This is a genomic window from Coprococcus sp. AF38-1 (genome assembly GCF_003603945.1).
Lineage (GTDB): Bacteria > Bacillota > Clostridia > Lachnospirales > Lachnospiraceae > Coprococcus > Coprococcus aceti.
The window spans coordinates 36,908-60,996 of sequence record NZ_QVGO01000002.1; the positions used below are offsets into that span (position 1 = coordinate 36,908).

At 45.0% G+C, this 24,089-nt stretch carries 24 protein-coding genes, 2 tRNA genes and 1 pseudogene; 9 read left to right on the forward strand and 18 right to left on the reverse strand.

Going from position 1 to position 24,089, the window contains the following annotated elements; all coding sequences use genetic code 11:
* Window positions 1-203: 203 nt before the first annotated feature.
* Window positions 204-434 (forward strand): annotated as a pseudogene (locus DW025_RS02770) (manganese catalase family protein); the annotation flags it as partial.
* Window positions 435-492: 58 nt separating this feature from the next.
* Window positions 493-1,440 carry a DMT family transporter gene (locus DW025_RS02775; protein ID WP_118758543.1) on the forward strand — a complete coding sequence of 316 codons (948 nt, stop codon included), beginning with the start codon at window positions 493-495 and terminating at the stop codon, window positions 1,438-1,440.
* Here DW025_RS02775 and DW025_RS02780 read toward each other — a convergent pair.
* The gene (locus DW025_RS02780) at window positions 1,435-3,273 is read right to left on the reverse strand and encodes a metallophosphoesterase family protein (protein ID WP_119998620.1); all 1,839 of its coding nucleotides are present in this window, start codon (window positions 3,271-3,273) and stop codon (window positions 1,435-1,437) included. The genes DW025_RS02775 and DW025_RS02780 overlap by 6 nt on opposite strands.
* 353 nt (window positions 3,274-3,626) lie before the next feature.
* On the opposite strand from DW025_RS02780, the gene DW025_RS02785 reads away from it, so the two are divergent.
* On the forward strand, window positions 3,627-5,243 hold the full coding sequence (locus DW025_RS02785) for a CTP synthase (RefSeq protein ID WP_055224254.1): 1,617 nt from the start codon (window positions 3,627-3,629) through the stop codon (window positions 5,241-5,243).
* Between the two features lie 92 nt (window positions 5,244-5,335).
* On the opposite strand, the gene DW025_RS02790 is transcribed toward DW025_RS02785, so the two are convergent.
* Window positions 5,336-5,962, reverse strand: coding sequence for an HAD family hydrolase (locus tag DW025_RS02790; RefSeq protein WP_055224256.1), 627 nt, complete (start codon window positions 5,960-5,962; stop codon window positions 5,336-5,338).
* Between the two features lie 19 nt (window positions 5,963-5,981).
* A complete protein-coding gene (locus DW025_RS02795; protein WP_117551314.1) occupies window positions 5,982-6,302 on the reverse strand; it encodes an ArsR/SmtB family transcription factor in 321 nt (106 codons plus the stop codon).
* 191 nt (window positions 6,303-6,493) lie between these two features.
* On the opposite strand from DW025_RS02795, the gene DW025_RS02800 reads away from it, so the two are divergent.
* On the forward strand, window positions 6,494-6,691 hold the full coding sequence (locus DW025_RS02800; protein WP_117551312.1) for a DUF378 domain-containing protein: 198 nt from the start codon (window positions 6,494-6,496) through the stop codon (window positions 6,689-6,691).
* Between the two features lie 55 nt (window positions 6,692-6,746).
* Here DW025_RS02800 and DW025_RS02805 read toward each other — a convergent pair whose 3' ends face one another.
* The 4 genes from DW025_RS02805 to DW025_RS02820 are packed head-to-tail and all read right to left on the reverse strand — an operon-like array spanning window position 6,747 to window position 9,929.
* Window positions 6,747-7,697: a CPBP family intramembrane glutamic endopeptidase gene (locus DW025_RS02805; protein ID WP_119998621.1), complete on the reverse strand. Its 951-nt coding sequence runs from the start codon at window positions 7,695-7,697 to the stop codon at window positions 6,747-6,749.
* A 4-nt stretch (window positions 7,698-7,701) separates the two neighbouring features.
* Window positions 7,702-8,082 carry a RidA family protein gene (locus DW025_RS02810; RefSeq protein WP_119998623.1) on the reverse strand — a complete coding sequence of 127 codons (381 nt, stop codon included), beginning with the start codon at window positions 8,080-8,082 and terminating at the stop codon, window positions 7,702-7,704.
* 42 nt (window positions 8,083-8,124) lie between these two features.
* Window positions 8,125-9,174 carry a CvfB family protein gene (locus tag DW025_RS02815; RefSeq protein WP_308936789.1) on the reverse strand — a complete coding sequence of 350 codons (1,050 nt, stop codon included), beginning with the start codon at window positions 9,172-9,174 and terminating at the stop codon, window positions 8,125-8,127.
* 35 nt (window positions 9,175-9,209) lie between these two features.
* On the reverse strand, window positions 9,210-9,929 hold the full coding sequence (locus DW025_RS02820; protein WP_119998625.1) for an acyl-[acyl-carrier-protein] thioesterase: 720 nt from the start codon (window positions 9,927-9,929) through the stop codon (window positions 9,210-9,212).
* Between the two features lie 145 nt (window positions 9,930-10,074).
* Between DW025_RS02820 and DW025_RS02825 the strand changes: the two genes are divergently transcribed.
* Window positions 10,075-10,147, forward strand: a tRNA-Gln gene (locus DW025_RS02825).
* Between the two features lie 218 nt (window positions 10,148-10,365).
* Here DW025_RS02825 and DW025_RS02830 read toward each other — a convergent pair.
* On the reverse strand, window positions 10,366-11,217 hold the full coding sequence (locus DW025_RS02830; protein WP_117551304.1) for an amidohydrolase family protein: 852 nt from the start codon (window positions 11,215-11,217) through the stop codon (window positions 10,366-10,368).
* Window positions 11,218-11,360: 143 nt separating this feature from the next.
* On the opposite strand from DW025_RS02830, the gene DW025_RS02835 reads away from it, so the two are divergent.
* A complete protein-coding gene (locus DW025_RS02835) occupies window positions 11,361-12,101 on the forward strand; it encodes an N-acetylmuramoyl-L-alanine amidase family protein (protein ID WP_117551302.1) in 741 nt (246 codons plus the stop codon).
* A gap of 74 nt (window positions 12,102-12,175) precedes the next feature.
* Here DW025_RS02835 and DW025_RS02840 read toward each other — a convergent pair whose 3' ends face one another.
* The 7 genes from DW025_RS02840 to DW025_RS02870 all read right to left on the reverse strand — a co-directional run bounded on the left by DW025_RS02840 (window position 12,176) and on the right by DW025_RS02870 (window position 20,044).
* Window positions 12,176-13,273 carry a GGDEF domain-containing protein gene (locus DW025_RS02840; RefSeq protein ID WP_119998627.1) on the reverse strand — a complete coding sequence of 366 codons (1,098 nt, stop codon included), beginning with the start codon at window positions 13,271-13,273 and terminating at the stop codon, window positions 12,176-12,178.
* Between the two features lie 129 nt (window positions 13,274-13,402).
* A complete protein-coding gene (locus tag DW025_RS02845; protein ID WP_015533435.1) occupies window positions 13,403-13,975 on the reverse strand; it encodes an indolepyruvate oxidoreductase subunit beta in 573 nt (190 codons plus the stop codon).
* Window positions 13,976-13,977: 2 nt separating this feature from the next.
* A complete protein-coding gene (iorA, locus tag DW025_RS02850; RefSeq protein WP_119998629.1) occupies window positions 13,978-15,720 on the reverse strand; it encodes an indolepyruvate ferredoxin oxidoreductase subunit alpha in 1,743 nt (580 codons plus the stop codon).
* A 109-nt stretch (window positions 15,721-15,829) separates the two neighbouring features.
* Entirely contained in the window at window positions 15,830-17,668 is a 1,839-nt protein-coding gene (locus DW025_RS02855; RefSeq protein ID WP_119998631.1) for a vWA domain-containing protein, read from the reverse strand.
* Window positions 17,669-17,787: 119 nt separating this feature from the next.
* On the reverse strand, window positions 17,788-18,498 hold the full coding sequence (locus DW025_RS02860) for a hypothetical protein (RefSeq protein ID WP_055274038.1): 711 nt from the start codon (window positions 18,496-18,498) through the stop codon (window positions 17,788-17,790).
* Window positions 18,495-19,013 (reverse strand): RNA polymerase sigma factor, encoded by a 519-nt coding sequence (locus tag DW025_RS02865; protein ID WP_015533439.1) that lies wholly within the window; start codon window positions 19,011-19,013, stop codon window positions 18,495-18,497. Before DW025_RS02865 ends, DW025_RS02860 begins: the two co-directional genes overlap by 4 nt.
* 89 nt (window positions 19,014-19,102) lie before the next feature.
* Entirely contained in the window at window positions 19,103-20,044 is a 942-nt protein-coding gene (locus tag DW025_RS02870) for a hypothetical protein (protein WP_055147942.1), read from the reverse strand.
* A gap of 181 nt (window positions 20,045-20,225) precedes the next feature.
* On the opposite strand from DW025_RS02870, the gene DW025_RS02875 reads away from it, so the two are divergent.
* Together DW025_RS02875 and DW025_RS02880 are read left to right on the forward strand one after the other, a co-directional pair.
* Window positions 20,226-20,945 (forward strand): GTP pyrophosphokinase, encoded by a 720-nt coding sequence (locus tag DW025_RS02875; protein ID WP_117551290.1) that lies wholly within the window; start codon window positions 20,226-20,228, stop codon window positions 20,943-20,945.
* A gap of 124 nt (window positions 20,946-21,069) precedes the next feature.
* Window positions 21,070-21,143 (forward strand) — tRNA-Arg (locus DW025_RS02880).
* 124 nt (window positions 21,144-21,267) lie between these two features.
* Here the strand turns inward: DW025_RS02880 and DW025_RS02885 are convergent.
* The 3 genes from DW025_RS02885 to DW025_RS02895 all read right to left on the reverse strand — a co-directional run bounded on the left by DW025_RS02885 (window position 21,268) and on the right by DW025_RS02895 (window position 23,617).
* On the reverse strand, window positions 21,268-21,696 hold the full coding sequence (locus tag DW025_RS02885) for a hypothetical protein (RefSeq protein WP_117551288.1): 429 nt from the start codon (window positions 21,694-21,696) through the stop codon (window positions 21,268-21,270).
* 71 nt (window positions 21,697-21,767) lie between these two features.
* A complete protein-coding gene (locus tag DW025_RS02890; protein ID WP_243104875.1) occupies window positions 21,768-22,535 on the reverse strand; it encodes a hypothetical protein in 768 nt (255 codons plus the stop codon).
* A gap of 140 nt (window positions 22,536-22,675) precedes the next feature.
* Complete coding sequence (locus DW025_RS02895) at window positions 22,676-23,617, reverse strand: hypothetical protein (protein ID WP_119998915.1); 942 nt, start codon at window positions 23,615-23,617, stop codon at window positions 22,676-22,678.
* 230 nt (window positions 23,618-23,847) lie between these two features.
* Between DW025_RS02895 and DW025_RS02900 the strand changes: the two genes are divergently transcribed.
* A complete protein-coding gene (locus DW025_RS02900) occupies window positions 23,848-24,078 on the forward strand; it encodes a hypothetical protein (RefSeq protein WP_119998632.1) in 231 nt (76 codons plus the stop codon).
* The last annotated feature ends 11 nt before the right edge of the window (window positions 24,079-24,089 follow it).

Genomic DNA, 24,089 nt, shown 5'->3' on the forward strand with positions numbered 1-24,089 from the left:
TGTTTGATTCTCCTTTCATTTTGGGTAAAAAAATAGACGCTCATTGTTGAACGTCTTAGTTGCTGAAACCATTGGAACTATGTAGGATAGCTTGCTTCATCTTCATTTTTCTATGTTTTTGTTCTTATGCAATCGTAGCAGGAAAAGGCTTGTCCTACGCAAAATGGCGTATTTTCAAGGGTTTCCAGCTATGTTGTTCTTACGAGGTCGCACCAGAGCAGAAAGCCAGGTCGACCTACGACAACATCCTCAGACTGTGCAAGGATCACCCGGACGTATATGAGCCTATCAAATTCCTGCGCGAGAGGGAGATCGTGCACTTCCAGAGATTTGGCGAATGCCTTGAGGCTGTAAAAGATACCATCGATCACAAGAATTTCTATGCATTCAACCCTTCATTTGACACCAAGGCACCTTGTTTAAAGAATAATTGAAAATTAGAAATATCGGTGGTAAAATGATGTCACTTTTAACAAGAGAAGAGGCGGTGTTATGTCAGAAAAACAGACCAACCATTCACAGAGATTCGGAATCATACTGGTTCTGTCATGCGGAATCATGTGGGGCATAAGCGGAGTCCTTGGACAATACGTGTTCCAGTCGTCAGATGTAAATGCCACACAGCTTTCCATAATCAGACAGTTTATATCCGGTGTCGTACTGCTTGTCATCGCCGCCGTAAAGAGAGATAAAAAGGCTTTGACCATATGGTCAAAGCCTAAAAGTGTCATATCTATTCTGTTCTTTGCACTCTCAGGTGTCATGGGCGTGCAGTTCACATACTTCGCTTCCATCGAACATTCCAACGCCGCAACCGGCACAGTGATCCAGTTCACATACATAATCATGCTGCTGTTGTACACAACAATATTCATGCACAAGAGACCTCATATATATGAAGCCGCCTCAGTCGTATGTGCATTTGCTGGTATCTTTCTGATCGCCACACACGGCAGCCTGAATTCCCTTGCCATATCCAGGCCGGCGCTCATATGGGGACTCACCTCAGCGGTATGTTTCACTATATACTGCCTTTACCCTCAGAAGCTCTACAATGAATATGGTCTGGTAAATATCATAGGCTGGTCATCACTCATAGCCTCCATTTTCCTTGCGCTGGTCACGAAAACATTCTCACTGCCTCACATGGATGGAAGGATAATTGCAGCCTCACTTGCGGTAGCCATTGTGGGCTCCCTCATCCCATTTACAATATATGGTCTCGGCATCAGCATCCTCGGAAGCGTGAAGGCGAGTCTATTTGTCACAGTCGAGCCCGTGTCAAGTGCCCTGCTGACGTGGATCTTTCTGGGAACCCAGTTCACCCGCATGGATCTGATCGGTTTTCTCCTGATTCTTGGATCCATACAGGTTGTTGCCATAATGACATTTCACAATGAAAAACACATAGTAAAAGCTGAACAGACCCATCTGTCATGATGAAAGTCCATCCAGTTCATCTATCGCACATCTCATAACCCGGATCTCCTGAAGCTTTTCATCAAGAAGCTTCTCCCGGTGTGTGAGTTTTTCGTATATATCTCTTCTTCGTCCGTCAAGGCTTTGCAGCCCGGTTCTGCGGCTGTGTATCTCATCCCGCTGTGCACAGAGCTTATCAAGTTCCGCCCTGCTTTCCTCAAGCTCCGCTGTCAATCTCTTTCTTCCACTCTTCTTCCTGAGTCCCCAGTATTTTGACAATGCATATCCAATATAGTATGCAAGTCCCGCAGCTCCGACAGCGAAGAGCATCGCATACACAAGTCGTCCGTCCGGGAGAATATTATCCCCCCGTGCGACCAATGCATACATTATAACTATCGACAATATTCCAAGTACCATGAGCGGTACAAGTGCTGTTCTTACTCCAGTCCTTATCCAGCTTCGTCTGTACTCCTTAGGAAGCTCCTCCAGATGACGTCTGAGCGTCGTGATCTCAAGTTCTCTTTTCCGCTCCTGTGCCCATACCGAGTTAAGCTCACCCAGAACATCAGAGCTGACCTCGTAGTCATTTTGCAGGCTCATATATTCCCTGACCGCAGCGTCCGCCTCGTATGTCTGACATTTCATCCTGAGTATCTGTCTGACCTGTCTCAGTGTATCGTGATAAAGCTCCCTGCCCATTTTTCTGCCCGATCTTGTATACAGCCCCGACACCTCTATCATCATGTCGACCGCAAGTTTTATTCCGTCTCTGCTTTCAAGATCGGCTACATTCAGTTTATCGAGCAATCTGCCAAATTCTGTATTTTTGTTGGCTCTGGCGTATTCACTGTAGTCGGATCGTTCAAATCTCTCACCTTCCACCGCCAGGATTCTGTAATCCTTCAGCATGGATGATATATCAAAGTTCTTCTCACAACCTGCCATACGGTTCAGGCATATGGAATATATATTGTCACGTCCCTCAAGCTCCAGGATACCCAGAATGGCCTCCGTCAGAGCACCGTCCCTTGTATCGTTATCCACCGGATAATCAATTCTTTTATATTCTCTGACCGCAGCAGGCACAAACTTAGTCGAAACCACTCCGTCAGACATTTCCCCATATATATATCCATGTGCGCCTGTTGACTCTCTCGACACAGCCTCCGGACTTCCAGAATAATAAGCCTTGCCCGGAATCTTCATCTGATACTTCTGGCGGCCGCCAAACGCAATGTAATTAAATCCACTGGCACGCAGCCTGTTCCAGTCAACCGGCATCCGTCTCCGGTCACCCCCACATGCGATCAGCACATTACATACCGCTTCATCCTGCGGTTCTGCATCATCCACCACCCTGGCATCCATCTTCCTGTCAAAATAACTCACGCCGTATATATCAACATCCTTGTCCGGAAAATGAATATGATCCAGTGCCATGGTCGCCTGCTCATCCCTGACCGCTGTGTACCCCATGTCTCCAGTCTGCTTGTCTCCAATCTGTCTTATTCCAGGGCTTCCGATCACACACACACGGGATTTAAAACCATAGTCAAGAAGCGGCGCATCACTTCCCAGATTATCCTGAAATCCAGCAGCATATATGACCACTGTATGCTTTAAGCTTCCAAATATCTCATCAAGCCATGCAAGCTCTTCCTCAGATGGCTGATGGTCAAACAGATTGCCTGCAACCAGAAGAAAATCCACGTCAAGCTCCCCGGCACGTGCCACCACAGCCTCAAATGTCATGTATATTTCGTTTTTCCTCTCGCCGCTCCATACACACTCCCTGTCAGGCAGCGCGCCGAGTAGCACATCGGATATATGTATAAACGTTATCTTTTTCATCAATCTGTATATTCCAATCCCAAGCATGAAAATGCATTATAATCCGTATTTGTTATGTGTGAGCATGACGCACGCCCCACATTTACATACTCTTTTATAATTATATTAGTATATGTCGATACACGCAAGTGCAACGACATAATGTATGTCGTGCACAGGTGCGACAGCCTTCACGCATCAATGCGCTTCATTATTTCATGTCATCTGACCCTAAAACGTTCATTTCAACAGCCAGAGCATTATTTTGCCAAGTTTAATTTGTTTTTAACTTGTTTTTCTCAATTGACTTTTAGATATGGCTTGCTTATAATATGTTAATGTAGTTTTTTGAAGTATTAATGGAGGATATAATTATGGCAGTCAAGTATGTGTTTGTCACTGGTGGTGTTGTATCTGGACTCGGTAAGGGTATTACTGCTGCTTCTCTTGGACGTCTTCTCAAGATGAGAGGATATAAAGTCACAAGCCAGAAGTTCGACCCTTATATCAATATTGATCCGGGAACAATGAACCCTATCCAGCACGGCGAAGTTTTTGTCACTGACGACGGCGCCGAAACAGATCTGGATCTCGGTCACTATGAGCGTTTTATAGACGAAAGTCTCAACAAGAATTCTAATGTAACAACCGGAAAGGTATACTGGAGCATCCTTCAGAAGGAGCGCCATGGTGATTTCGGAGGACACACAGTACAGGTAGTGCCACATATCACCAATGAGATAAAAGACAGATTCTACAGAAATCCCGATGCAAAGGATACTGAGGTAGCGATAATCGAGATCGGCGGAACCGTTGGAGATATCGAAAGCCAGCCATTCCTTGAGGCTATCAGACAGTTCCAGCATGAGGTTGGTCCTAAGAACTGCATCATGATCCATGTAACTCTTATCCCTTATCTGAAGGCTTCAGGTGAGATCAAGACCAAGCCTACCCAGGCGAGCGTTAAGAATCTTCAGGGAATGGGTATTCAGCCCGATATCCTCGTATGTCGTTCCGATCTTCCTCTTGATCAGGGCATCAAGGATAAGATCGCACTGTTCTGTAACGTGCCGAGCAGAAACGTTATACAGAATCTTGACGTGGATGTTCTGTATGAGGTTCCACTTGCCATGGAGAAGGAGCACCTTGCCGATGTAGTATGTGAGTGCCTGGATATGGAATGTCCTCCACCTGCAGAACACGCATGGCTCGAGTGGACAAGCATGATAGATGCATGGAAGCATCCTGAGAAGAATGTAAGAGTTGCTCTGGTTGGAAAGTACGTATCACTTCACGATGCCTATATCTCAGTAGTTGAGGCATTGAAGCATGCCGGCGTCGCCAACAAGGCAGAGGTTGAGATCAAGTGGGTCGACTCCGAGCTTGTAACAGAGGAGAATGTCGCTGAGATCCTCGGCGATATAGACGGAATCCTTGTTCCGGGCGGCTTTGGCGACAGAGGTATAGAGGGAATGATCACTTCTATCAATTACGCCAGAACACACAAGGTTCCTTACCTTGGACTGTGTCTCGGAATGCAGCTCACAATAGTTGAATTTGCAAGAAATGTACTTGGATATTCAGACGCCCACAGCTCTGAGTTCAATCCAAACTCATTCCACCAGGTAATCCACATCATGCCAAACCAGCACGATGTAACCGATCTTGGCGGCACCCTCAGACTTGGTTCATATCCTTGTGTGCTTGCAAAGGATTCAAAGTCATACCAGTTATACGGTACAGAATATATCCACGAGCGTCACAGACACAGATACGAGGTCAACAATGACTATCGTCAGGCTCTGACTGACAACGGAATGGAGCTTGTCGGACTGTCACCTGACGGACATATCGTCGAGATGATTGAGATTCCTGAGCATCCTTGGTTCATCGGAACACAGGCACATCCGGAATTCAAATCAAGACCAAACAAGCCACATCCTCTTTTCAAAGGATTTGTAGCAGCTGCACTTGAGCATATGGATAAATAATATATAGAGACAGGGAGTATATCAACTGCTGATATACTCCCTGTTTTTCTGTTTATTATGTTTTATAGCAGGTCTGTAAATGACCTTCCGTATCACTCCACCACGTCAAGAAGTTCCGCAAATGTATGGATCTCCGCATCCTTATCCTTCACACTGCCAAACCCGTATGCCGCGTGAATGAACTTTATCCCGGCAAATCTGGCACTGTCGCAGTCGCCCTGGATGTCGCCGACATATGCAGCATCCTCTATTCCATTCTTCTCCATGAGTATCTTTATACTCTCGCCCTTTGATACCTTTGTATCTCCCCAGCAGAGTATATCCTTAAAATACTTTCCAAACCCGTAATAATCAAGAAATGCCTCTATATATCCACTCTGGCAGTTGCTGACTATAAACAGCCTGTGTGATCCCGAAAGCTTCGCAATGGTATCCTCTACACCATCGTACAGAACGCCGCCATGTTCACGGAGATACTCGTTCTCATAGTCTCCGCAGGCATCCATAAGCTGAGTCATTCTGTCCTCCGAATACGCTCCGAACAGCTTGTCGGCAATGGCATCCATTGGCATACCCATAACAGATTTGATATCGGCCTCTGTCACCTTCATGTCCACATCAGCCTGTCTTTCGAGGACTTCACTCCAGGACGCAGCTACATTTGCCGCGCTGTCCCACAGAGTTCCATCCATGTCAAATATAAGTGATTCTACCTTCATATTCTACCTCTCGTATATTCTATTCAAGTATATGGTCAACACCCTGTTTGATGATGGTCACAACGTGCTCATCGGCCAGGGAATATATTATATTCTTGCCCTCTCTTCTGCTTTTTATCAATTTGGCCTGCTTCAGCACCCTGAGCTGGTGTGAAATAGCCGATGCATTCATCTCCAGACGCTCTGCGATGTCTCCGACACTCAGTTCCTTCTTAAGCAGGGCGAACATGATGGATATACGTGTCGCATCGCCAAACACCTTGAACAGGTCTGCCAGATCTGCGAGATCCGACTGTTCCAGTTCATAACTGTCAAAAAAAATATTTTTATCTTCTGCCATATCTATGGTCCTTTCTGCTCCCAAACAAGCAACTCACGTGTTCCATTTGAACAAGTATTCATATGTAAATTTACTACACTTACTTTTTTGTGTCAAGTCACCTGAATCTCATGAATATTTCAAATGATAACTGCACACAATTACATCATACTGAAACGCCGCATTTGGCGCGATCATATTGGAGGTCAAAAATGAAAACATTAAATTGCATATGTCTCACACTGACCATAATCGGTGCTATCGTATGGGGCATTATAGGACTGTTCAGCTACAACATAGTGGATGGCATCTTCGGTGCCGGAACTGCATTTTCCAGAATAATCTATACTCTGGTGGGTGTTGCCGGACTGTATACCATCTCCTTCTACTGGTTCCTCGACAGGGATTAACAGCATTAATATGCAAATGCCCGCACCTATAATAGTGCAGGCATTGTATTACATATCATAAAACAAATTCTGTTATTATCATAAATCCTATGCATACGCACAGTGCCAGTACAAGCGGCACAGATATGATCCTCGGTCTCTTGGCCTCAGTGTTCCTGTTTCTCCTGAACATCGCCAACATATCCATATGCCTTCCATTCAGGTACGCCAACAGCACTATCATCGCCGCAGCCGCACACAATCCCATAAATGCAAATGGAATATATATCAATATCGTCTGCTTGAGCTGATCTGCTGCTATTCCCTCAGAAGCCTGTTTCTCCACCATCTGCTTGAGCACGCTGACATGTGATGCTATATAGCTGATGATGACGGATATCTCATTAAAGCAGAAATGGGCATACATGGTCGTAAATATACTTCCTGTCGCCTCGGCAAGAAATCCCAGCATCATTCCCAGAACCATCGCATATGCCATCTGATTGAAATTCATGTGCATGGCTCCGAACATTATTCCTCCTATGATTATAGCCGCCAGTCTGCTGCCATATCTGTAGCTTCCCATTATGACGCCTCTGTAGGCAAGCTCCTCCACGATTCCTGGAGTGACCGCCATGAGAAGTGTTGACACCCACAGCTTATGATTCGACACAAGACCTGTTGCAAGCTCGGTAGTGGCACTCTCCACCCACAGAAGACTTATGGCATTTATGAGTGTCATAAGAGGCTCAAGAGCCACGACGAACGCCGGAACGATGATTATCGCCAACCAGTGCGTCTTTTTCAATCTGAGCGTTTCGCGCAGATCACATTTGCTTATAAGAATATATATGATCGTCGGCACGAATATCATGCTCTGGCTCAGGATCAGATTCTGGACCATGGTTATATGTGAGCCGATATTCGTCTTCCACAGGATCATAACAACACACAGATACACACATATAAGCGACAGGAAAAACCATGACGCTCCGTGTACCTTTCTTTGAACATTATCCTGTCTCATACGCTTACTCTACTATAGCGATGGCTTCTATCTCTATAAGCACATCCTTAGGGAGTCTTGCAACCTCCACGCATGAACGTGCAGGAAAATCGCTTGTGAAGAAGTCCTTGTAAATGTCATTTATCTTGCCGAAGTCATTCATATCCTTGATAAATACTGTTGTCTTCACTACCTTATCCATAGATGAGCCTGATGCCTCTATGAGATTCTTGAGATTGCCGATCGCCTGTCTTGCCTGTACAGTGACATCTCCCTCAACCAGTGTATTTGTCTCAGGATCGATAGGTATAACTCCTGATGTAAAAAGCATTCCATTCACGAGAACCGCCTGTGAATATGGTCCTATTGCCGCTGGTGCCTTTGGTGTACTTATTATTGTCTTCATGTTTTGTTCCTCCTGTTTTTTACTATTATATATGATGAACTATTACTCCTCATCCATCTCGCTCAGCTCCGCCATGAGAGCCTTTCTGTTGTTGCGCCTTCCGCCATTGCTTCTGGTGAATTTCACAGTGCCTTTTCTGTCTGGCACGGGCTCCGGTGACCGTCTGGATACCGGCTTCTTCGTCTCAGGCTTTGCACGCTTCACAACATCGGCTTTGGTTGTTCCTTTTTTCGCAAGCTCTGCCCGCTCTTCCTCGGACAGTATCTCAATGTTCTTCTCTGTGATCCTTATCTTACCGTCCTTGAGGAGCTTGCCAACCGCCGTCTTAAATGCTCTCTTGCTTATTCCAAATTCCTTCTCTATCACCTTTGAATCTGCCTTGTCATTGAACGGGAGCACTCCATTATATGAATCGATGATATTCAATATCATCTCTGCATTCTCCCTGATCTGCATCTTTATCGGCTTCTGCATGGTGAGGTTCAGCTTGCCGTCTTCCCTGACTGACGCAACCCTGCCCTCAACGTGGTCGCCGGCATATATGGCACTGTGTATCTCCTTCTTCGGGATAAGTGCTGAATATTTGTTGTCCACAGCGACAAATGCACCATACTCGGAGCTGTACTCTATAACTATTCCCGATATAGCATCTCCCTGCTTATATGGGGAATTGCTGCTCAGATACTCATAAACCTTCATGGACACACACAGTCTGTCCGATTTGTCAGTGTACATTCTGACCAGATATTCATGGTTCTCTCTCACCGGACCAACCTGCTCCTTAAACGGAAGCAGAATATCCTTTTCAAGTCCCCAGTCCATGAATGCACCGATCTTGGTAGTTCCCACACACCTGAGAACAGCCATCTTACCCATAGTTATATATGGAACATTCACAGTTGCAATTAGTCTGTCGTCAGAATCCCTGTATATGAACACGTTGATGTGCTCGCCTGTCTTTATGCCATTCGGAACCTGCTTTCTCGGAAGAAGCACCTCACTGTCAGAATCCGCACATCCAAGATACACACCAAATTCCTTTTCTCTCTTTACTATAAGATCATTCCATTCGCCTATCTTTATCATCGTCATACCGTCCTCTTAATTTTTTCTGTCGACACAGTATATCATATATCCTTACTGCTCCGTTCAAACTGGACAACACACCTTGTCCTGTCCTCTTCATCTGCCAGGATTATCTGAACATATCTGTCGTCAATAAACCTCTTTACTACTATAACATCATCTTTCACATATTGCATCTTATATTCCGCTCTGACTGCAATAATATCCGCAACATCATCCACGTATTCCTGGGCAAGAGCAATATACGCTTCATTATTCATATGATTGTTGGAGTCTATCTGATAAGACATGACCTTTCTGGTATCTATAGTCTCCGCATCGCCCAGCAGTTTTACCTTGCGCGGCGCATACTCCATGTCTATGGCAGGCTCCATCGGATATGCGTCTGACACCTCTTTGTCTACCTTGACAGGTCTCAGCCTCTCGGTGTCCATATAGCTCCAAATGGATGCCGCCTTAACTATGCATTCTCCATTCTCGTCCAGTATATCTATATTTCTGAATCCCAGAGATGCCTTGAAATCATATGCCCACGTCCTGACCTTGATCTTCTCTCCCATCGCAGGATATCTGACCACCTCTATCTGCCAGGAAACCAGGAACCATGCTCTGTGGTGTTCTGCCAGATAATCCAGCCCTATGCCAACCTCCTCCGACTGCAGTATAGCACAGTCCTGGAAATAGTTCGCTATGGTCGCCATGTTGGATATCTTATTTCCACCAGTCTCACTGTACCTGACTATCGCTTCATATGAATACATTACGCCACCTCCATGATGCTCATTTTACTATAATTTTATACCCTATTTAGAGGGCTATCGCAAGGTGAAAAACTTTTTTCATTTTTTTTAAAAAAGTGCTTGCATTATTCTGAGCTTTAGTATATACTACCATTTGTTGAGGCAATGGGCTATCGCCAAATGGTAAGGCACTGGACTCTGACTCCAGCATTTTCAAGGTTCGAATCCTTGTAGCCCAGCTACTAAGACTTGAGATTTATCTCAAGTCTTTTTTATTTCATAAACCGCTTCATATAATAATACTTACAGTGGGCAGTCCGCTCCACAGCACATAAAAAAGACATGTCGTTAGGCTCCGACATGTCTTTCGTGTATTACTATCTGTGAAAAATTTCATTGGCGTAACAAAAATGTAACACATTTTTAAAACATTATCAATAGGTTTTCGCGTATTTTTCTAAAAATTCAATTTCAATCCAAGCAATTTTCGCGCATTATTCTCAAATATATTGTTTTTGTCCACATCTTCCAGATCAAGGGCCTCTATGTCCGCACATGACTGTTCCTGATCAGACCATGGACTGTCCGTTCCGAACAGGATCTTGTCAGACCCGTGAGCTGCCACTATCTTCTTAAACATGTCACCACCAAGAAGCTGCCATCTGTGCGATGCCCCCTCCCGCCAGTCTATCTGTCCATAGGAAAATGCCGTGTCAAAATACACATCTCTTCCGCAAAGTCTGTTCAGCACGTCATCCCACATCTGCCATCCACCCATATGGGCAAGCACAAGCTTGTCAGGCCCAACCTCATCCAGCACCTCCTCCGCCATTGCAGGAGTGCAGTGAGTCACATCAGGAAGTCCTATGTCTGTTCCCGCATGTGTCACCACGATAAGCCCAAGCTCTGTGGCATAGCTGATTATCCTTTTATATCTTATATCGTTGAAAAAAGCCCCCTGGTAGTCAGGATGGATCTTTATCCCCTTCAGACCTTTGTCGCATATATCCCTGAGTATCTCTTTGTAATTGTCATTGTCGGGATGTATCCCTCCAAACGACCACACATGTGTCTCTGAAAAGCGCTCATTCTCCTCAACTGCGAATTCATTTATATGCTTATATTGTTTCGGAGACGTTGCCACCGGAAGTACCACAGACACATCCACATGTCTGCTCCTCATGTCATTCTCCAGTCCGTCAAGTGTGCCATCCGAATGTGCCCTTGTACCGGATCTACTCTCCAGAAGCCCTACCGTCTTGGCTGCTATCCTGTCGGGATACGTGTGTGTGTGAAAATCTATTATCATAAATATTCCTCCTGTACATTTATACTGCGTAAGCGCAGAACACCTCTGCTGCGGCCATGCTGTTCACGGTCTCCATATCCACAGTTGAAAAACATCGGATTTTGAGGTATCTTTATCAAAGATATTTCCACAAAGGAGAAAACATGAGCAAACGAAAAAAGAAAATGACGCTGAAACAGATGCGTTCCCTCGTCGTCTTTTTGGTCGCCATAAACATCATACTATTATTGTGCATACTTGTCATGGGATTTTTTCTGGCAAGGGCACAGATCACCAAGGGGAAAGGACAGACTGTCATGCTCCAGAAGGCCAACGACACATACACGGTGTGTGTGGATGCTGGTCATGGAGGAAGCGATGTAGGCGCTGTGGGACTTGACGGAAGCTACGAGAAGGACGACAATCTCCGTCTTGCGCAGGAGGTTGCCAAAGCCCTGAAAAAGAGCGGCGTCAACGTCATAATGACCAGATCCGACGACAGCGACACACAGCTCGACTCCCGTTCAAAGATAGCAAACAAGGCCAAGGCTGATATCTTCGTTTCGCTACACCGCAATTCAACAGCCAACCCAAACACCACAAAGGGCATTGAGATATGGATACACAGCTCAGGATCTGAGCGCAGTTATGCGGCCGCAGATGACATTCTGAGCAATCTCGAGGAAGTTGGTATAACCGCCAACCGAGGGGTGCGAATCGGAACCCAGGGAGACAGCGATGATGACTATGCAGTCATCAGAGACACCGATATGACAAGCATGATCGTTGAGATGGGCTTCATGACCAACCAGGACGATCTGGACTATTTCAATGAAAATCTTGAGAACTACGCCAAGGCAATATCCAACGGTGTGGTTCAGTGGCTGAACGATTATGTCCAGTAACGCCGGACATATCATAACATTTGAATAATTCCATAAAAAAATAACACATTGAGCACAGCCCAATGTGTTATTTTTTATTCACTTATAACTGTTCTGTTTCTTCCTGATTCCTTCGCCTTATAGAGTGCTGAATCCGCTCTGTTGAACCATGCCTTGGAACTCTCTCCCTTGGTGTACTCAGCGACACCACAGCTACAGGTTATTCCATCCTTGTTCATAAAGTGGAAATAGTAGCATCTGAACTCTGTTCTTATGTCCTCAACAACATTCATGACCTTGGACAGTTCCACATCATGGAACAGTATCACGAACTCCTCACCGCCGTATCTGAAGGCAAGTCCCATATCCTTCGACTTCTCCTTCATCATCTTACACAGCGCCTTGATAACTATATCTCCATTGCTGTGGCCATATGTATCGTTGACTTCCTTGAAATGATCTATATCAAATATGGTGACATAGGACTTCGCCCCAGTCTGCTCCACATTCTCGATCTCCTTATCAAGGCTCTCCTCAAATGATCTTCTGTTGTACAGGCCTGTCATCGGATCAACCATAAGCTCACTCATCAGTGTTACCTGTCTGTTGTAGCTTCCGGCAATCGATTCCATAAGTGCCTTCGTGTGCTTGTTGACGACCATAACCATCGCACACATAACAGATACTACCAGTATGTATATGAGCAGTGCTCCAACCCAGTTCATCTGTGTGGCAAGCTCACCGACATTCAAATGTAATCTCACAACATTGATGACCATGAGTGCAAGCACCGCAACTCCCGACCATACCGTCAGCTCCTGATCTGCAAATAACGCCGTGGCAATTATGGTGACACACGGAATAAGTATAAGCGGGTATATGGTGCAATATGTAAATGCTATAACACCGACACATACATATATCATACCTGCCACGACATAATTCTTGTGCTTTATGTCCGCCTCATCGTGCTTCATATAAAAATAGCAAATTGTGATCGCTATAGCCTGTACTATCATCGGCAGCACGATATACTTTACTATATATGCGCCTGCTCCTATGCTCTTATCTACTCTGTATACTCCAAATAATATCCATGCAATAACAAAAGAAATACTGCATATAACTATCATCATACGCCATACCAGCATATGCCATCTTGCGTCAATCTCATCCTTGTTAATATCATTCATGTGTACGCACCCCGCAAAACATCATATATGTTGATTTTACCATATGAGGGTCCTTTTTACCACCATTAATCAACAAAAGACGGACTTTTTTTATGTCAAAATCCGTCTTTTGTACTAAAAATCATCAAATTACTTAAGGTTGTATCCAACCTCAAATGCCTCCAGATTCTTCTCCACTGTCTTAGGTGGAACAGTGTTCTTGATCACCTCAACCCATGCATCATGTGAGAAATCCATGTGCTGTGCTGCGATTCCTATGATGACTGTGTTGAATACCTTGTTGTTGCCAAGCTTCTTGGCCTCGTCCATGGCATCAACTGAGATAACCTTGTACTTGCCGCTGAGCTCCTCGATGATTCCATCAGGATACTGTGCTGCGCCTGTAACTACAGTGATAGGATCTATTCTCTGGTCATTTACGATGATAACTCCATCCTTCTTCAGGAAGTGTGCATATCTGAGTGCCTCAAGTCTCTCAAATGCTATGAGGACATCTGCACATCCCTCTTCCACGATAGGCTCATTTACCTTCTCACCATATCTTACATATGTAACAACACTTCCACCTCTCTGGCTCATTCCGTGAACCTCTGAGAGCTTTACATCATAACCTGCTGCCGTGGTGATTCCACCGAGTATACGGCTTGTGAGAAGTGTTCCCTGTCCGCCTACGCCGACGATCATAATATTCTTTGTCTCCATGATTAGAACTCCTCCCTTTCTATAGCATCGAACTTACAACGCTTCATGCACAGTCCACAGCCTGTACAGAGTGTGTCATCTATACGGATGGTTCCATCCTCCTGCTTGATAACTGCAGGGCATCCAGGCTTTAAGCACATACCGCACTTCTTGCACTTCTCAGGTATTGCCTTGCATCTTCCTGTTATCTTAGTCGTCTTCAAGAGTACACAAGGTGACTTTGTGATGATGACTGATACCTCATCCTTTGCTGTCTCCTCCTTGATGAGCTTCTTAAGGCCTTCTATATCAAATGCATTTATCTCATGGACGTTCTGGATTCCCAGTGCCTTGCAGAGATTGTAAATATCAATGGCGTATGTAGGATCTCCCATCAGTGTCTTACCTGTTGCGGCGTGCTCCTGATGTCCTGTCATACCTGTTGTCGAGTTGTCAAGTATGATGACTGTTCCTGTGCTCTGGTTGTATACCATGTTCATGAGTGAGTTCACACCTGTGTGAAGGAATGTTGAATCACCTATGACCGCTACCCAGTTCTTTATATAATCCTTGCCCTTTGCCTTCTCCATTCCATGAAGGGTAGAGATGGATGAACCCATGCAGACTGTTGTGTCAATAACACTGAGCGGTGCGACAGCTCCGAGTGTGTAACATCCGATATCTCCTGCAGCGTGGATCTTCAGCTCTGAGAGGACTGAGAATACGCTTCTGTGTGGACATCCAGGACAGAGGATAGGTGGTCTGGCTGGAACCTGAGCAGCCTCGGCTGTCTCTACCTTCTCGCCGAGAAGCTTCTCTCTGAGCATATTTGCGCTGTACTCACCCTGAACTGTGAGCAGGTCTTTACCGACTGCATCTATTCCCCATGATCTGACCTGAGTCTCGATATGTGGCTCAAGCTCCTCGATGACATACACCTTGTCTACCTGTGCACAGAAGTCCTCGATCATCTTTCTTGGGAGTGGATTTACCATGCCAAGCTTTAAGACTGATGCGTTTGGCATAGCCTCTCTGACATACTGGTAAGGGATACCGCTGGTGATGACACCCACACTCTTGTCTCTCATCTCAACTCTGTTGATCGGCATGTCAGCTCCGTCTGCTGCCATGTCCTTGAGTCTCTGCTCTACAAATACATGACGTGGTATAGCGTTACCAGGCATCATGACATATTTCTTTATATTTCTCTCATATGGCTTGTCAGGAATCTCCTGTCTGTCACAGAGCTCTACAACACCCTGTGAGTGTGAGAGTCTTGTGGTTGTACGGAGCATTACAGGAGTATCATACTTCTCACTCAGCTCAAATGCATACTTTGTGAAATCCTTTGCCTCCTGGCTGTCTGATGGCTCAACAACTGGGATCATGGCTGTTCTTGCTACAAGTCTTGAATCCTGCTCATTCTGTGATGAGTACATTCCAGGATCATCTGCTGCAACAAGTACCATACCTCCGTTCACACCTGTGTATGCTGCGGTGAACAGCGGATCTGATGCCACGTTCACACCTACATGCTTCATCGACACTATTGATCTCACTCCCGCAAATGATGCACCGATCGCTACCTCTGTGGCTACCTTCTCATTTGGTGACCACTCTGAGTAGATATCTCCTTTGTACTGCACCATGTTCTCACTGATCTCTGTACTTGGTGTTCCAGGATATGCCGCTGATACCTTGACACCCGCTTCATAACAGCCTCTGGCGATGGCTGCGTTACCAAGCATAATCTTTTTTTCGCCCATGAATCTTACCCTTCCTGTCTATTTATTGATATTTTTAATTTATTTCGTCTAATAAGACACTCTAATTTGTTATTATACAAGAATTATCAATAAAATAAAAGAGTTTTCTCTAACCCTTGATTTTCTGAGTCTGACGTACCATGTCTGCAAAGCCCTGCCACTGCATAGCGATAATATCGCCACTGCCGGCTGAACTGTCCACCTTACCGCCAACAAGAGCCATAACCATATCAAAATCTGCAGAACCCACATATTCACTGTTTTTGAGGATCATACCATAGGCCGCCACGGCACTTGCCGCACTCATGTCAACGGACATTTCGCTGCTGTAGCTGTCAGTCTTCACCACACGGCTCACAAGACTGCTCTTATCTCCATCCGGCTCCTTGTATCTTACGTTCACTGTCGCAAGCTCACCGGTATAGTTCTCTGCGCTATCAGACTTATCCTTAACGTCTTGTGATGCAGTATCCGATGTATTTGCCTGATTGGAATCCTGTCCGTATTTGTGCTCGGCTGCAGGCACATCGAAGTCTGATCCCGCAGGCACTATCTCATAGAGCACCGTCACCATATGTCCTGCGCCTATCTCGCCGCCGTCCACAGCGTCATTTGCAAAGTCCGCATCCGCAAGGGCGCGGTTCTCATAACCTATCTGCCTGTAACCCTTGACATTTGCCGGATTGAACTCTATCTGAAACTTCACATCTTTTGCAACAGTGTTCAACGTGCCGCCCATCTCGTCCACCAGCACCTTCTTTGCCTCATACGCAGAATCTATAAACGCATAGCTTCCATCACCATTATCAGCAAGAGCCTCAAGCTTGTTGTCCTTCAAATTGTCCGTTCCAAACCCAAGCACGCTGAGAAAAATGTTGTTTTCCTTCTTCTCCTCGGTTATCAGATCCACAAGGTCGCTCTCACTGGTAAGCCCCACGTTCAGATCCCCGTCCGTTGCAAGTATGACACGGTTGTTGCCTCCCTCTATAAAGTTCTTCTCCGCCAGCTCGTAAGCTGTGATGATGGCATCTCCGCCGTTGGTACAGCCCTCGGCTGTCATACTCGAAAGCGCCTCATTTATCGTGTACTGCTCTGAGCCGGATGTGCCCGATAGCACCACCGTATCCTCACCCGCATATGTGACTATGCTCACCTTGTCGTTCTCATCCAGATTCTCCGCCAGCATGGCAAATGACTGCTGCACGAGAGGGAGTTTGTTGTCCTCATACATGGATCCCGAGGTGTCGATCAGGAACACCAGATTTGAAGGCTTCTTGTCCTCAAAATCTATTTCATCCGTGTTGATCCCAACCATCATGAGCTTTGTGTCCTTATTCCACGGACAATCCGAATATTCTGTGTATATGGAGAACTTCTCTCCATCCTCAGGCTTCTTTCTGTAGTCATAGGTAAAATAGTTCAGCATCTCCTCTATTCTCACCGCTCCGTCCGGTGGGAGACAGCCTGACTCTATATACGACCTGACGTTGCTGTATGATGCCGTATCCCTGTCCACCGCAAATGTGGAGAGAGGTCTGTCCGCTGTGGATACAAATCCATTCTCCGCCACGCTGTCATACTCTCTCGTATCGTAGGCGATCTCTGTATACATAGAATTTGAAGTATCTGTCACCATCGCTGTATCTCCAGCGACTGTTGCCACATCACAAGCTTCCTCCGCATACATAACATCATTCGACGTACTGTTGAATATTCCACTCAAGCCATTGTCCTGCAACGACTTCTTTTTTTGCTTACTTTCTTTTTCCCTGTACTTTTCTGCGATCCCTGTTATCTCTGTCTTATCCCCATTTTGTTTTTCAAGGCGCATTCCCCTGCCATCTACTGCATCATCGTTACCACAGCCCGTAAGACCTCCTACCATCATAACCCCTACCATAACTGCGCATATGGATCTTGCAAATATTTTTGAATTATATTTCATCATAAAAAATCCCTCCGTAATATGAATTTCAAGCTACCGGTCAAGCTTTATATTCTATATACGAAGGGATTATTATTTTTTATGGTAATTTCTGTATTTTTTTAATTTTTGATTTGTTTGTGCTATTCTGCCCTCTCAAATCTGTACCAGTTGCCCTCAACCTTCACTACAAGGCTGCCATCATCACACACAATGTAGGCTGAGTTTCTGGATGGGTTCATGTCAAAGTTGACCTCGCCGTCATTTGCCGGCACGCCATCGGTGTAGCTCTCAGCGTAGGCCGCTTTGCTCTCATCCACGCTGTCAGCATCGACCATGTCGTATGTGTCCCTGTAGAGCACACCATCCAACATGATCATGGGGATATAGTCAGCACTATTCACAGAATTCTGAGCATCAGTATTTCTCTGTACATCATAACTCGCCGTGGCGTTTTCTGCCATTTCAGCAGCATCGCTTTGAATATCGTCTGCCGCAGCCGCGTCACTTTCTTGTGCATAATAACTTTCATCCGAAGTCACCTTCACACTGTTGTCCTGCGCTGTCTTATCGCTTGCCCTCTTACGGCTGTTCCTTAACGGTCCGGCTACGATCAGCACACACACCACTGCCGCTGCCACAAGACCGGAAACGATCTGGATGGTTCTTCTGTTCCTGTCTTTACGGTCTTTCTTGACTCCAAACTTCTTATCTCCAGATTTCTTATCCTGCACCCGATGCGCATCCACCGCATCAAGTCCTGCCTCTATTTTTCCCCAGAGATCAGGTGCATCCATATTCTCTATATATTTGTCAGCTATTTCCTTTTCCAGTTCATCTTCATGTCTGTTCATAGTCTGCACCTCCTAAGTCTCTTGATCGCACTGTTGTAAAGCCACGTGACTGTTCCCATCGGCTTGCCAACTATCTCTGATATCTCTCTGAAGGTAAATCCTCCAGCCACCTTCATATCAACTATCTCCCGCTCATCAGGCTTAAGCGACTCCATGGCCACCTTCAGTGACACGCTGTTCACAACCTGTTCCTCCATGCTGCCACTCTGCCCGGTCTCCGGTATCTCATCCACCAGAGCCTCACGGTCTATCTTCCTGATCCTGTCCACCGCCATATTCCGGGCGATCGTGACCAGCCATTTCTTATGTCCATTTCCCGGCTTATAGCTTCCCGCAATGCTGTACAGCTTGATGAAGAATTCCGATGTCACATCCTCAGCCTCCTCGCGCTGTCCTATGGTGTCGTACACCACAGCATATATGAGCTTCAGATACGCATCATATATGTGCCGCAGGCTATCCCTGTCGCCCGCCGCCATCGCAGACATGCACTGTTCAAATTCTCTGTCTGTCATAGCTCCCTCCTCATGATAATATACGTTATATCAACTGATTTTTATGGAATGTCATTTAACTTTTTAATCTTTTCCGCCTATTTGCAACATCATATCTTCCGCATGGCGGCAAATCCCATCACGTAATTTTTCCTGCCACCGGCCGTGTCAAATGGCCATACCATATGGCGGCTGTCAACCAGCTCCACGTCGTAGTTCATATGAAGCGACATATCCTTCATGAGCTGTGCCACACCTTCTATGTGCTCCACCGACTTCATCGTCTCCACATCCCGCCTGTCAAATGCATTTGCAAGCTTCTCTGCGCATGTCTGATCCTCACATGCAGCGACCTCATATCCATATATGAGGACATCCTTTGTCATATGGTACATGTAGTCATTGAGTCTCTCCACCGCCGCCTCGTTCAGCCCCGAGATGGCACTGCTTATGAGTCTAAGATCCTCGTCATGATAATTGTCCCTGTAGTGGTAAAGCAATGCCGCAAATCTGGAATTTAGCTGGCTGTGAAGCCCGACCGCCACACTGTAATCAAATATATCAAGATACCTGTCGGTGTCATTTACTATATCCCCAGATTCCGTTCTGCCAATATATTTACCGGAATTGGCAGTCGCTATGCCTGTCAGGAACTCAAGTATATGCTCGGTGTCCGCACAGTCCTCAAGCATCGCCTCATACAAGCGGTACTGGTCATCGTCTACATGCCAGAATGGAATATCCGCTATTATATAATCCTGTTCCTTCAGCCCATATTCCCTGACTGCCGAAAGCACAGCTTCCCTGTCTCTGTCTATGAGCACCAGCCTGTAATTATCTGCCAATCTTCCTATATCTATATCGCCGGCCGGCCCTATTCCCCACAGTGCAAGCACAGGCTTTGAATTCGCTGCATCTGCATCCTGCCCGGATTCTTTTTTTACCCGGCAGTTATTTTCTATATATTCCGTCACCTCACGTCTGTACTGTTCCCATCCCACATAGGAATCCGGTATACGCTCCGTGGCGATCATCTCATCAAAATAGCTCATTGTCTTCTCCTGACTCTGTGAACTGACAAATAAAGCAAAAGGGTTATGCCTGTCAGTATTTATTGATCATTCACAGGTATTTTATAAAATTTTATTTTTAAGCACAAGTGGAATGTAGTATAATACACATAGTTGTGCAACAGGACACACCATTCCAGTTTTTTTACATTTTGGAGGAGTTATGGAATCAATACAGACAAACGCTCTGAACAGCAAATACATCAATTCACTCCTGCGCCCGGAGGAAAATCCTTTCATGCAGGAGATGCATAGTTTTGAGGAGATCATGATGATGTATTCATGTGCCATCAGAGAGGTGAAGACAAAATTTGAAGTGCTGAACGATGATTTCAGCGTAAGATATAAGAGAAATCCTATAGAATTCATACAGTCAAGGATCAAGAAGCCTGTCAGCATTGCCAAAAAGCTTGCAAGCAAGGGCTGTCCGGTGACATGTGCAAGTATACTGAACAATCTGGATGACGTCGCCGGAATAAGAGTCATCTGCCCATTCATCGACGACATATATATGGTGGCAGAAAAGCTCATAAGTCAGGACGACATCACCCTGATCGAGGCAAAAGACTACATATCGCATCCAAAGCCAAATGGCTACCGCAGTCTGCATGTCATAGTCGAGATTCCTGTGTTCTTCGCAGACCACACAAGGAATATGCGTGTGGAGGTACAGATCAGAACAATCGCGATGGACTTCTGGGCGAGCCTGGATCACCAGCTCAGATATAAGAAGGATATCCCGAACGTAGACATGATATCCGCAAGACTTAAGAAATGCGCAGATGTGATATCCGCAACAGACCTTGAGATGCAGTCCATCAAGAACAGCATATATGGTCAGAGGTATATTCCTGAACTTAAGAGAGAATCACCTGAAGAATAACTACAGTTATTTATTACTGATATTTTTCAACCTCAGGTAGAATGAAAAAATTGAAATATTTGCAACTTTTCATTTGACATTTTATCAAATCTGTTGTAGTATAACTGATGTTGTTAAGCAACATGTGTGCATAGCTCAGCTGGATAGAGCACTTGGCTACGGACCAAGGTGTCGGGGGTTCGAATCCTCTTGCGCACGTGACAGAAGCTGTCTGAATTATTTCAGACAGCTTTTTTGTTTCATCAAAACAACTTTATAACAGCCAAATATTATTCATAAAAAAAGCCAGGGGTGCGGCTATAAGCTTTATTTACATAAAGTGCTACTCCCTGCTCCCCAGATATTCTTCCACCTTCTCCGACGTATCCAGTCTCAGCCGTACAATAGTCATCATGATCATATACCGAAGCACTTCCTTTAATATCTCATCCTCAAACTGCGACTTCATATTTTCCGGATACGCATGTACGAGAAAATGCACATTGTAGGCATCGCCCTGTCTTGAGATAAATGCACTCACATAGAGGCCATTCATGACCGCTGTTATGATGTCGTCATCCGTGATCTGTATATTTATCTTATACATCTTTGATATAAACTTTACCGTCTTGTCTTCTTTTACGAGAAAACGCCTGTCTGTAATCTCTCCTATGGAAAAGTTCTGTTTATGGAGTGTTATTGCCTGTAGGAATTCTGATTCTTTGTCATTCTCTATTATATAACCATATATATCATTAGGTGTGTATGCCATATCGTTCAAGTTATCCTTTCATCTATTTGTCTATATGCTAAGCGCTTTTGTCTATCACTCGTCCGGAGTCGTCACGTCACACTGCCCATCGTAAGTCCGATCACAAATACCACAAATGCACCAATCGTAAGCACATACCACTCGATAACACGGACTGTAAGTTCCCAGTCAGACGGCTCAACATCATACAGGTTTCTCACCCTGGGCCACATGGCCAATCTGAAAAGTTCATCTGGAAACAGCATACTTACGACTGCAATAATGCATATAATGATTCCAAATATATATAATACTATATTTCCTCTGTTTGTAGTCTGCGGACCAGTAATAAACTTCACTATTTCATAAATATCCGGCGGATTTGCATAATAATCTCCTAAAACCACATCAAAATCGTTGGTCATCGTGCCGTCCGCATTGTATACCATGTATCCATCTTTTGAGACAGCGCCTCTAAAAAACACCTTATCACCCTCCATGATCTTTACTCCGATATAATCATCAGATGATAACATGCCATCCTCTGTCCCTGCCGGTATGACAGAAGAATCCTCCATCCAGCTATATGGTCCATATGTTATGTCCCTATATTCATCTCCTGTAAATCGGTGATAACACTTAAATTCTATCCTCTGGTCATCATATACTGTGATACTTGTATGTCCATCTGTATATGTCACATTTCCCTGTTCTTCTTTTCGGGGCAGAAAGTCACCCCTGAATTCTATTCCCTTTATGGACATTATAATCGGATAAATTATGGAAAATGCTATGACCATTGCCACTATAATGATCATTAGAACCTTCTGCGTCTTAGATAAATTCTTTATTCTTTCCATACACAGTTCTCCCTTCAACCACCAATTTTCTGTTATCTTCATGAGCTGCCAAAACATGCTCTGCAAGTTTCAAGTACATATCGACTGCCTATATTATCCTCCCGTACTATCCGCAGCCCCTGACTAATGCCCACGCACGCCTAGAACAGATCCAGCGTATTGTCAAGATATATCTCTTCTCTTACCCTCAGCTGATACTCTGGCTTTGTCATATAGTATAGCAGAAATTCCAGCACTATGGCACTCCCAAGACTTCTTCCCTCTATCTTGAAATTGGAAAATCCCATCGGCAGGTAAATGTTCCTTATATCATCTATACCTATAAATCCGGGATTCTCCATCGCTTTGGAGAAACGATAGCCACCTGCTGCGTTCGGCGATGTACAGCGGTGAATTGATCTCTCACCGAGAGCCATACGGCTCACATCCTCATAGCAGGCTTTCCTGTCCTGACAGGAGAACCAACAGCATTCGTTGCACAGGAATTCCACCTTGTCTTTCTGCATTTGCGAAAGCGCCCCCAGCCTGTCAAATGCTTTGTTCAGCCGGAAATCCGGCACAACATATCGGAATTCATCCCGGTCAAGCTCTGCCGAAAACTGGCCAAAGTCCGTAATGACCTTTGTTGTAGATGAAACCATATATAGTCCCGGATAGTTCTCCTGCAGATCGTCAAGCAACAACTCCGAATGGACTATGACGCCGTTTTGAATATCACCCTTCTCAAACGCTCTGCACAAATCATTACACCGTTTATCCGCAAGATGTTCCGGCCTTAACAATGAGTTGCTGAAAGTCAGCCTCGCCGATATTCCATACTCACTCATAAACTCCAGCACATCTCCGGCATCGCTGTCGCCATATCCCACTCTGCCACCACCCCAGAGGCAGTCTTCCGGTGCTCCATACACCGAGCCGATATCACACCAGTCGTAAAAATATTCCCTGTGCTCACGGTATAGTGGCAGAAATACCTTGTACAGCTCGTAGAATTCAAAAAGTCCGGGCAGATGGTAATGTGCCTTGTATTCTGTTTTATTATTCTCTGGCATTGATCTGCCAGACAATGGCTCATTCTTCATAGTGTTCATTTTTCTGTTTTTCTTTCAATTCCCACATGTTATCTTCGTTTCCAGCTTCCGCATACTGTCTACAATTATATAAAAGTTCTTCATCTGTTGCAAACCATGTTTAGGATATTGTATATTTAATATTGCATTTAATGAAGATAAACCTGTTGTTTCTTTCATTGTCAATAGTGATGAGTTAAACTAAAAATACGACTAAACTGCAACGGAGGTTATTATTTATTATGGGAAATACATTCAGGGAAGTGCAGTGTTTCAAATGCGGACACATTTTTATGTGGCAGAAAGATGGTATAGAATATCAGTCTGAATATCGTCTGGAAATCACCAACGAACTGCTGGGAATTGCGGCATGTCCTAAATGCGGAACGGATATGTTGGTAATTCCGCATATTCTTGAGGGAATCTCTAAAGATTCAAATGGAATTGTAGAATCAGGGATACGAGGAATATAAAGACAAAAACA

Coding starts and splice junctions, on each gene's coding strand:
- DW025_RS02775 (WP_118758543.1), top strand. CDS start 493: ATGTCAGAAAAACAGACCAACCATTCACAGAGATTCGGAATCATACTG.
- DW025_RS02780 (WP_119998620.1), bottom strand. CDS start 3,273: ATGAAAAAGATAACGTTTATACATATATCCGATGTGCTACTCGGCGCG.
- DW025_RS02785 (WP_055224254.1), top strand. CDS start 3,627: ATGGCAGTCAAGTATGTGTTTGTCACTGGTGGTGTTGTATCTGGACTC.
- DW025_RS02790 (WP_055224256.1), bottom strand. CDS start 5,962: ATGAAGGTAGAATCACTTATATTTGACATGGATGGAACTCTGTGGGAC.
- DW025_RS02795 (WP_117551314.1), bottom strand. CDS start 6,302: ATGGCAGAAGATAAAAATATTTTTTTTGACAGTTATGAACTGGAACAG.
- DW025_RS02800 (WP_117551312.1), top strand. CDS start 6,494: ATGAAAACATTAAATTGCATATGTCTCACACTGACCATAATCGGTGCT.
- DW025_RS02805 (WP_119998621.1), bottom strand. CDS start 7,697: ATGAGACAGGATAATGTTCAAAGAAAGGTACACGGAGCGTCATGGTTT.
- DW025_RS02810 (WP_119998623.1), bottom strand. CDS start 8,082: ATGAAGACAATAATAAGTACACCAAAGGCACCAGCGGCAATAGGACCA.
- DW025_RS02815 (WP_308936789.1), bottom strand. CDS start 9,174: ATGACGATGATAAAGATAGGCGAATGGAATGATCTTATAGTAAAGAGA.
- DW025_RS02820 (WP_119998625.1), bottom strand. CDS start 9,929: ATGTATTCATATGAAGCGATAGTCAGGTACAGTGAGACTGGTGGAAAT.
- DW025_RS02830 (WP_117551304.1), bottom strand. CDS start 11,217: ATGATAATAGATTTTCACACACACACGTATCCCGACAGGATAGCAGCC.
- DW025_RS02835 (WP_117551302.1), top strand. CDS start 11,361: ATGAGCAAACGAAAAAAGAAAATGACGCTGAAACAGATGCGTTCCCTC.
- DW025_RS02840 (WP_119998627.1), bottom strand. CDS start 13,273: ATGAATGATATTAACAAGGATGAGATTGACGCAAGATGGCATATGCTG.
- DW025_RS02845 (WP_015533435.1), bottom strand. CDS start 13,975: ATGGAGACAAAGAATATTATGATCGTCGGCGTAGGCGGACAGGGAACA.
- iorA (WP_119998629.1), bottom strand. CDS start 15,720: ATGGGCGAAAAAAAGATTATGCTTGGTAACGCAGCCATCGCCAGAGGC.
- DW025_RS02855 (WP_119998631.1), bottom strand. CDS start 17,668: ATGATGAAATATAATTCAAAAATATTTGCAAGATCCATATGCGCAGTT.
- DW025_RS02860 (WP_055274038.1), bottom strand. CDS start 18,498: ATGAACAGACATGAAGATGAACTGGAAAAGGAAATAGCTGACAAATAT.
- DW025_RS02865 (WP_015533439.1), bottom strand. CDS start 19,013: ATGACAGACAGAGAATTTGAACAGTGCATGTCTGCGATGGCGGCGGGC.
- DW025_RS02870 (WP_055147942.1), bottom strand. CDS start 20,044: ATGAGCTATTTTGATGAGATGATCGCCACGGAGCGTATACCGGATTCC.
- DW025_RS02875 (WP_117551290.1), top strand. CDS start 20,226: ATGGAATCAATACAGACAAACGCTCTGAACAGCAAATACATCAATTCA.
- DW025_RS02885 (WP_117551288.1), bottom strand. CDS start 21,696: ATGGCATACACACCTAATGATATATATGGTTATATAATAGAGAATGAC.
- DW025_RS02890 (WP_243104875.1), bottom strand. CDS start 22,535: ATGGAAAGAATAAAGAATTTATCTAAGACGCAGAAGGTTCTAATGATC.
- DW025_RS02895 (WP_119998915.1), bottom strand. CDS start 23,617: ATGAAGAATGAGCCATTGTCTGGCAGATCAATGCCAGAGAATAATAAA.
- DW025_RS02900 (WP_119998632.1), top strand. CDS start 23,848: ATGGGAAATACATTCAGGGAAGTGCAGTGTTTCAAATGCGGACACATT.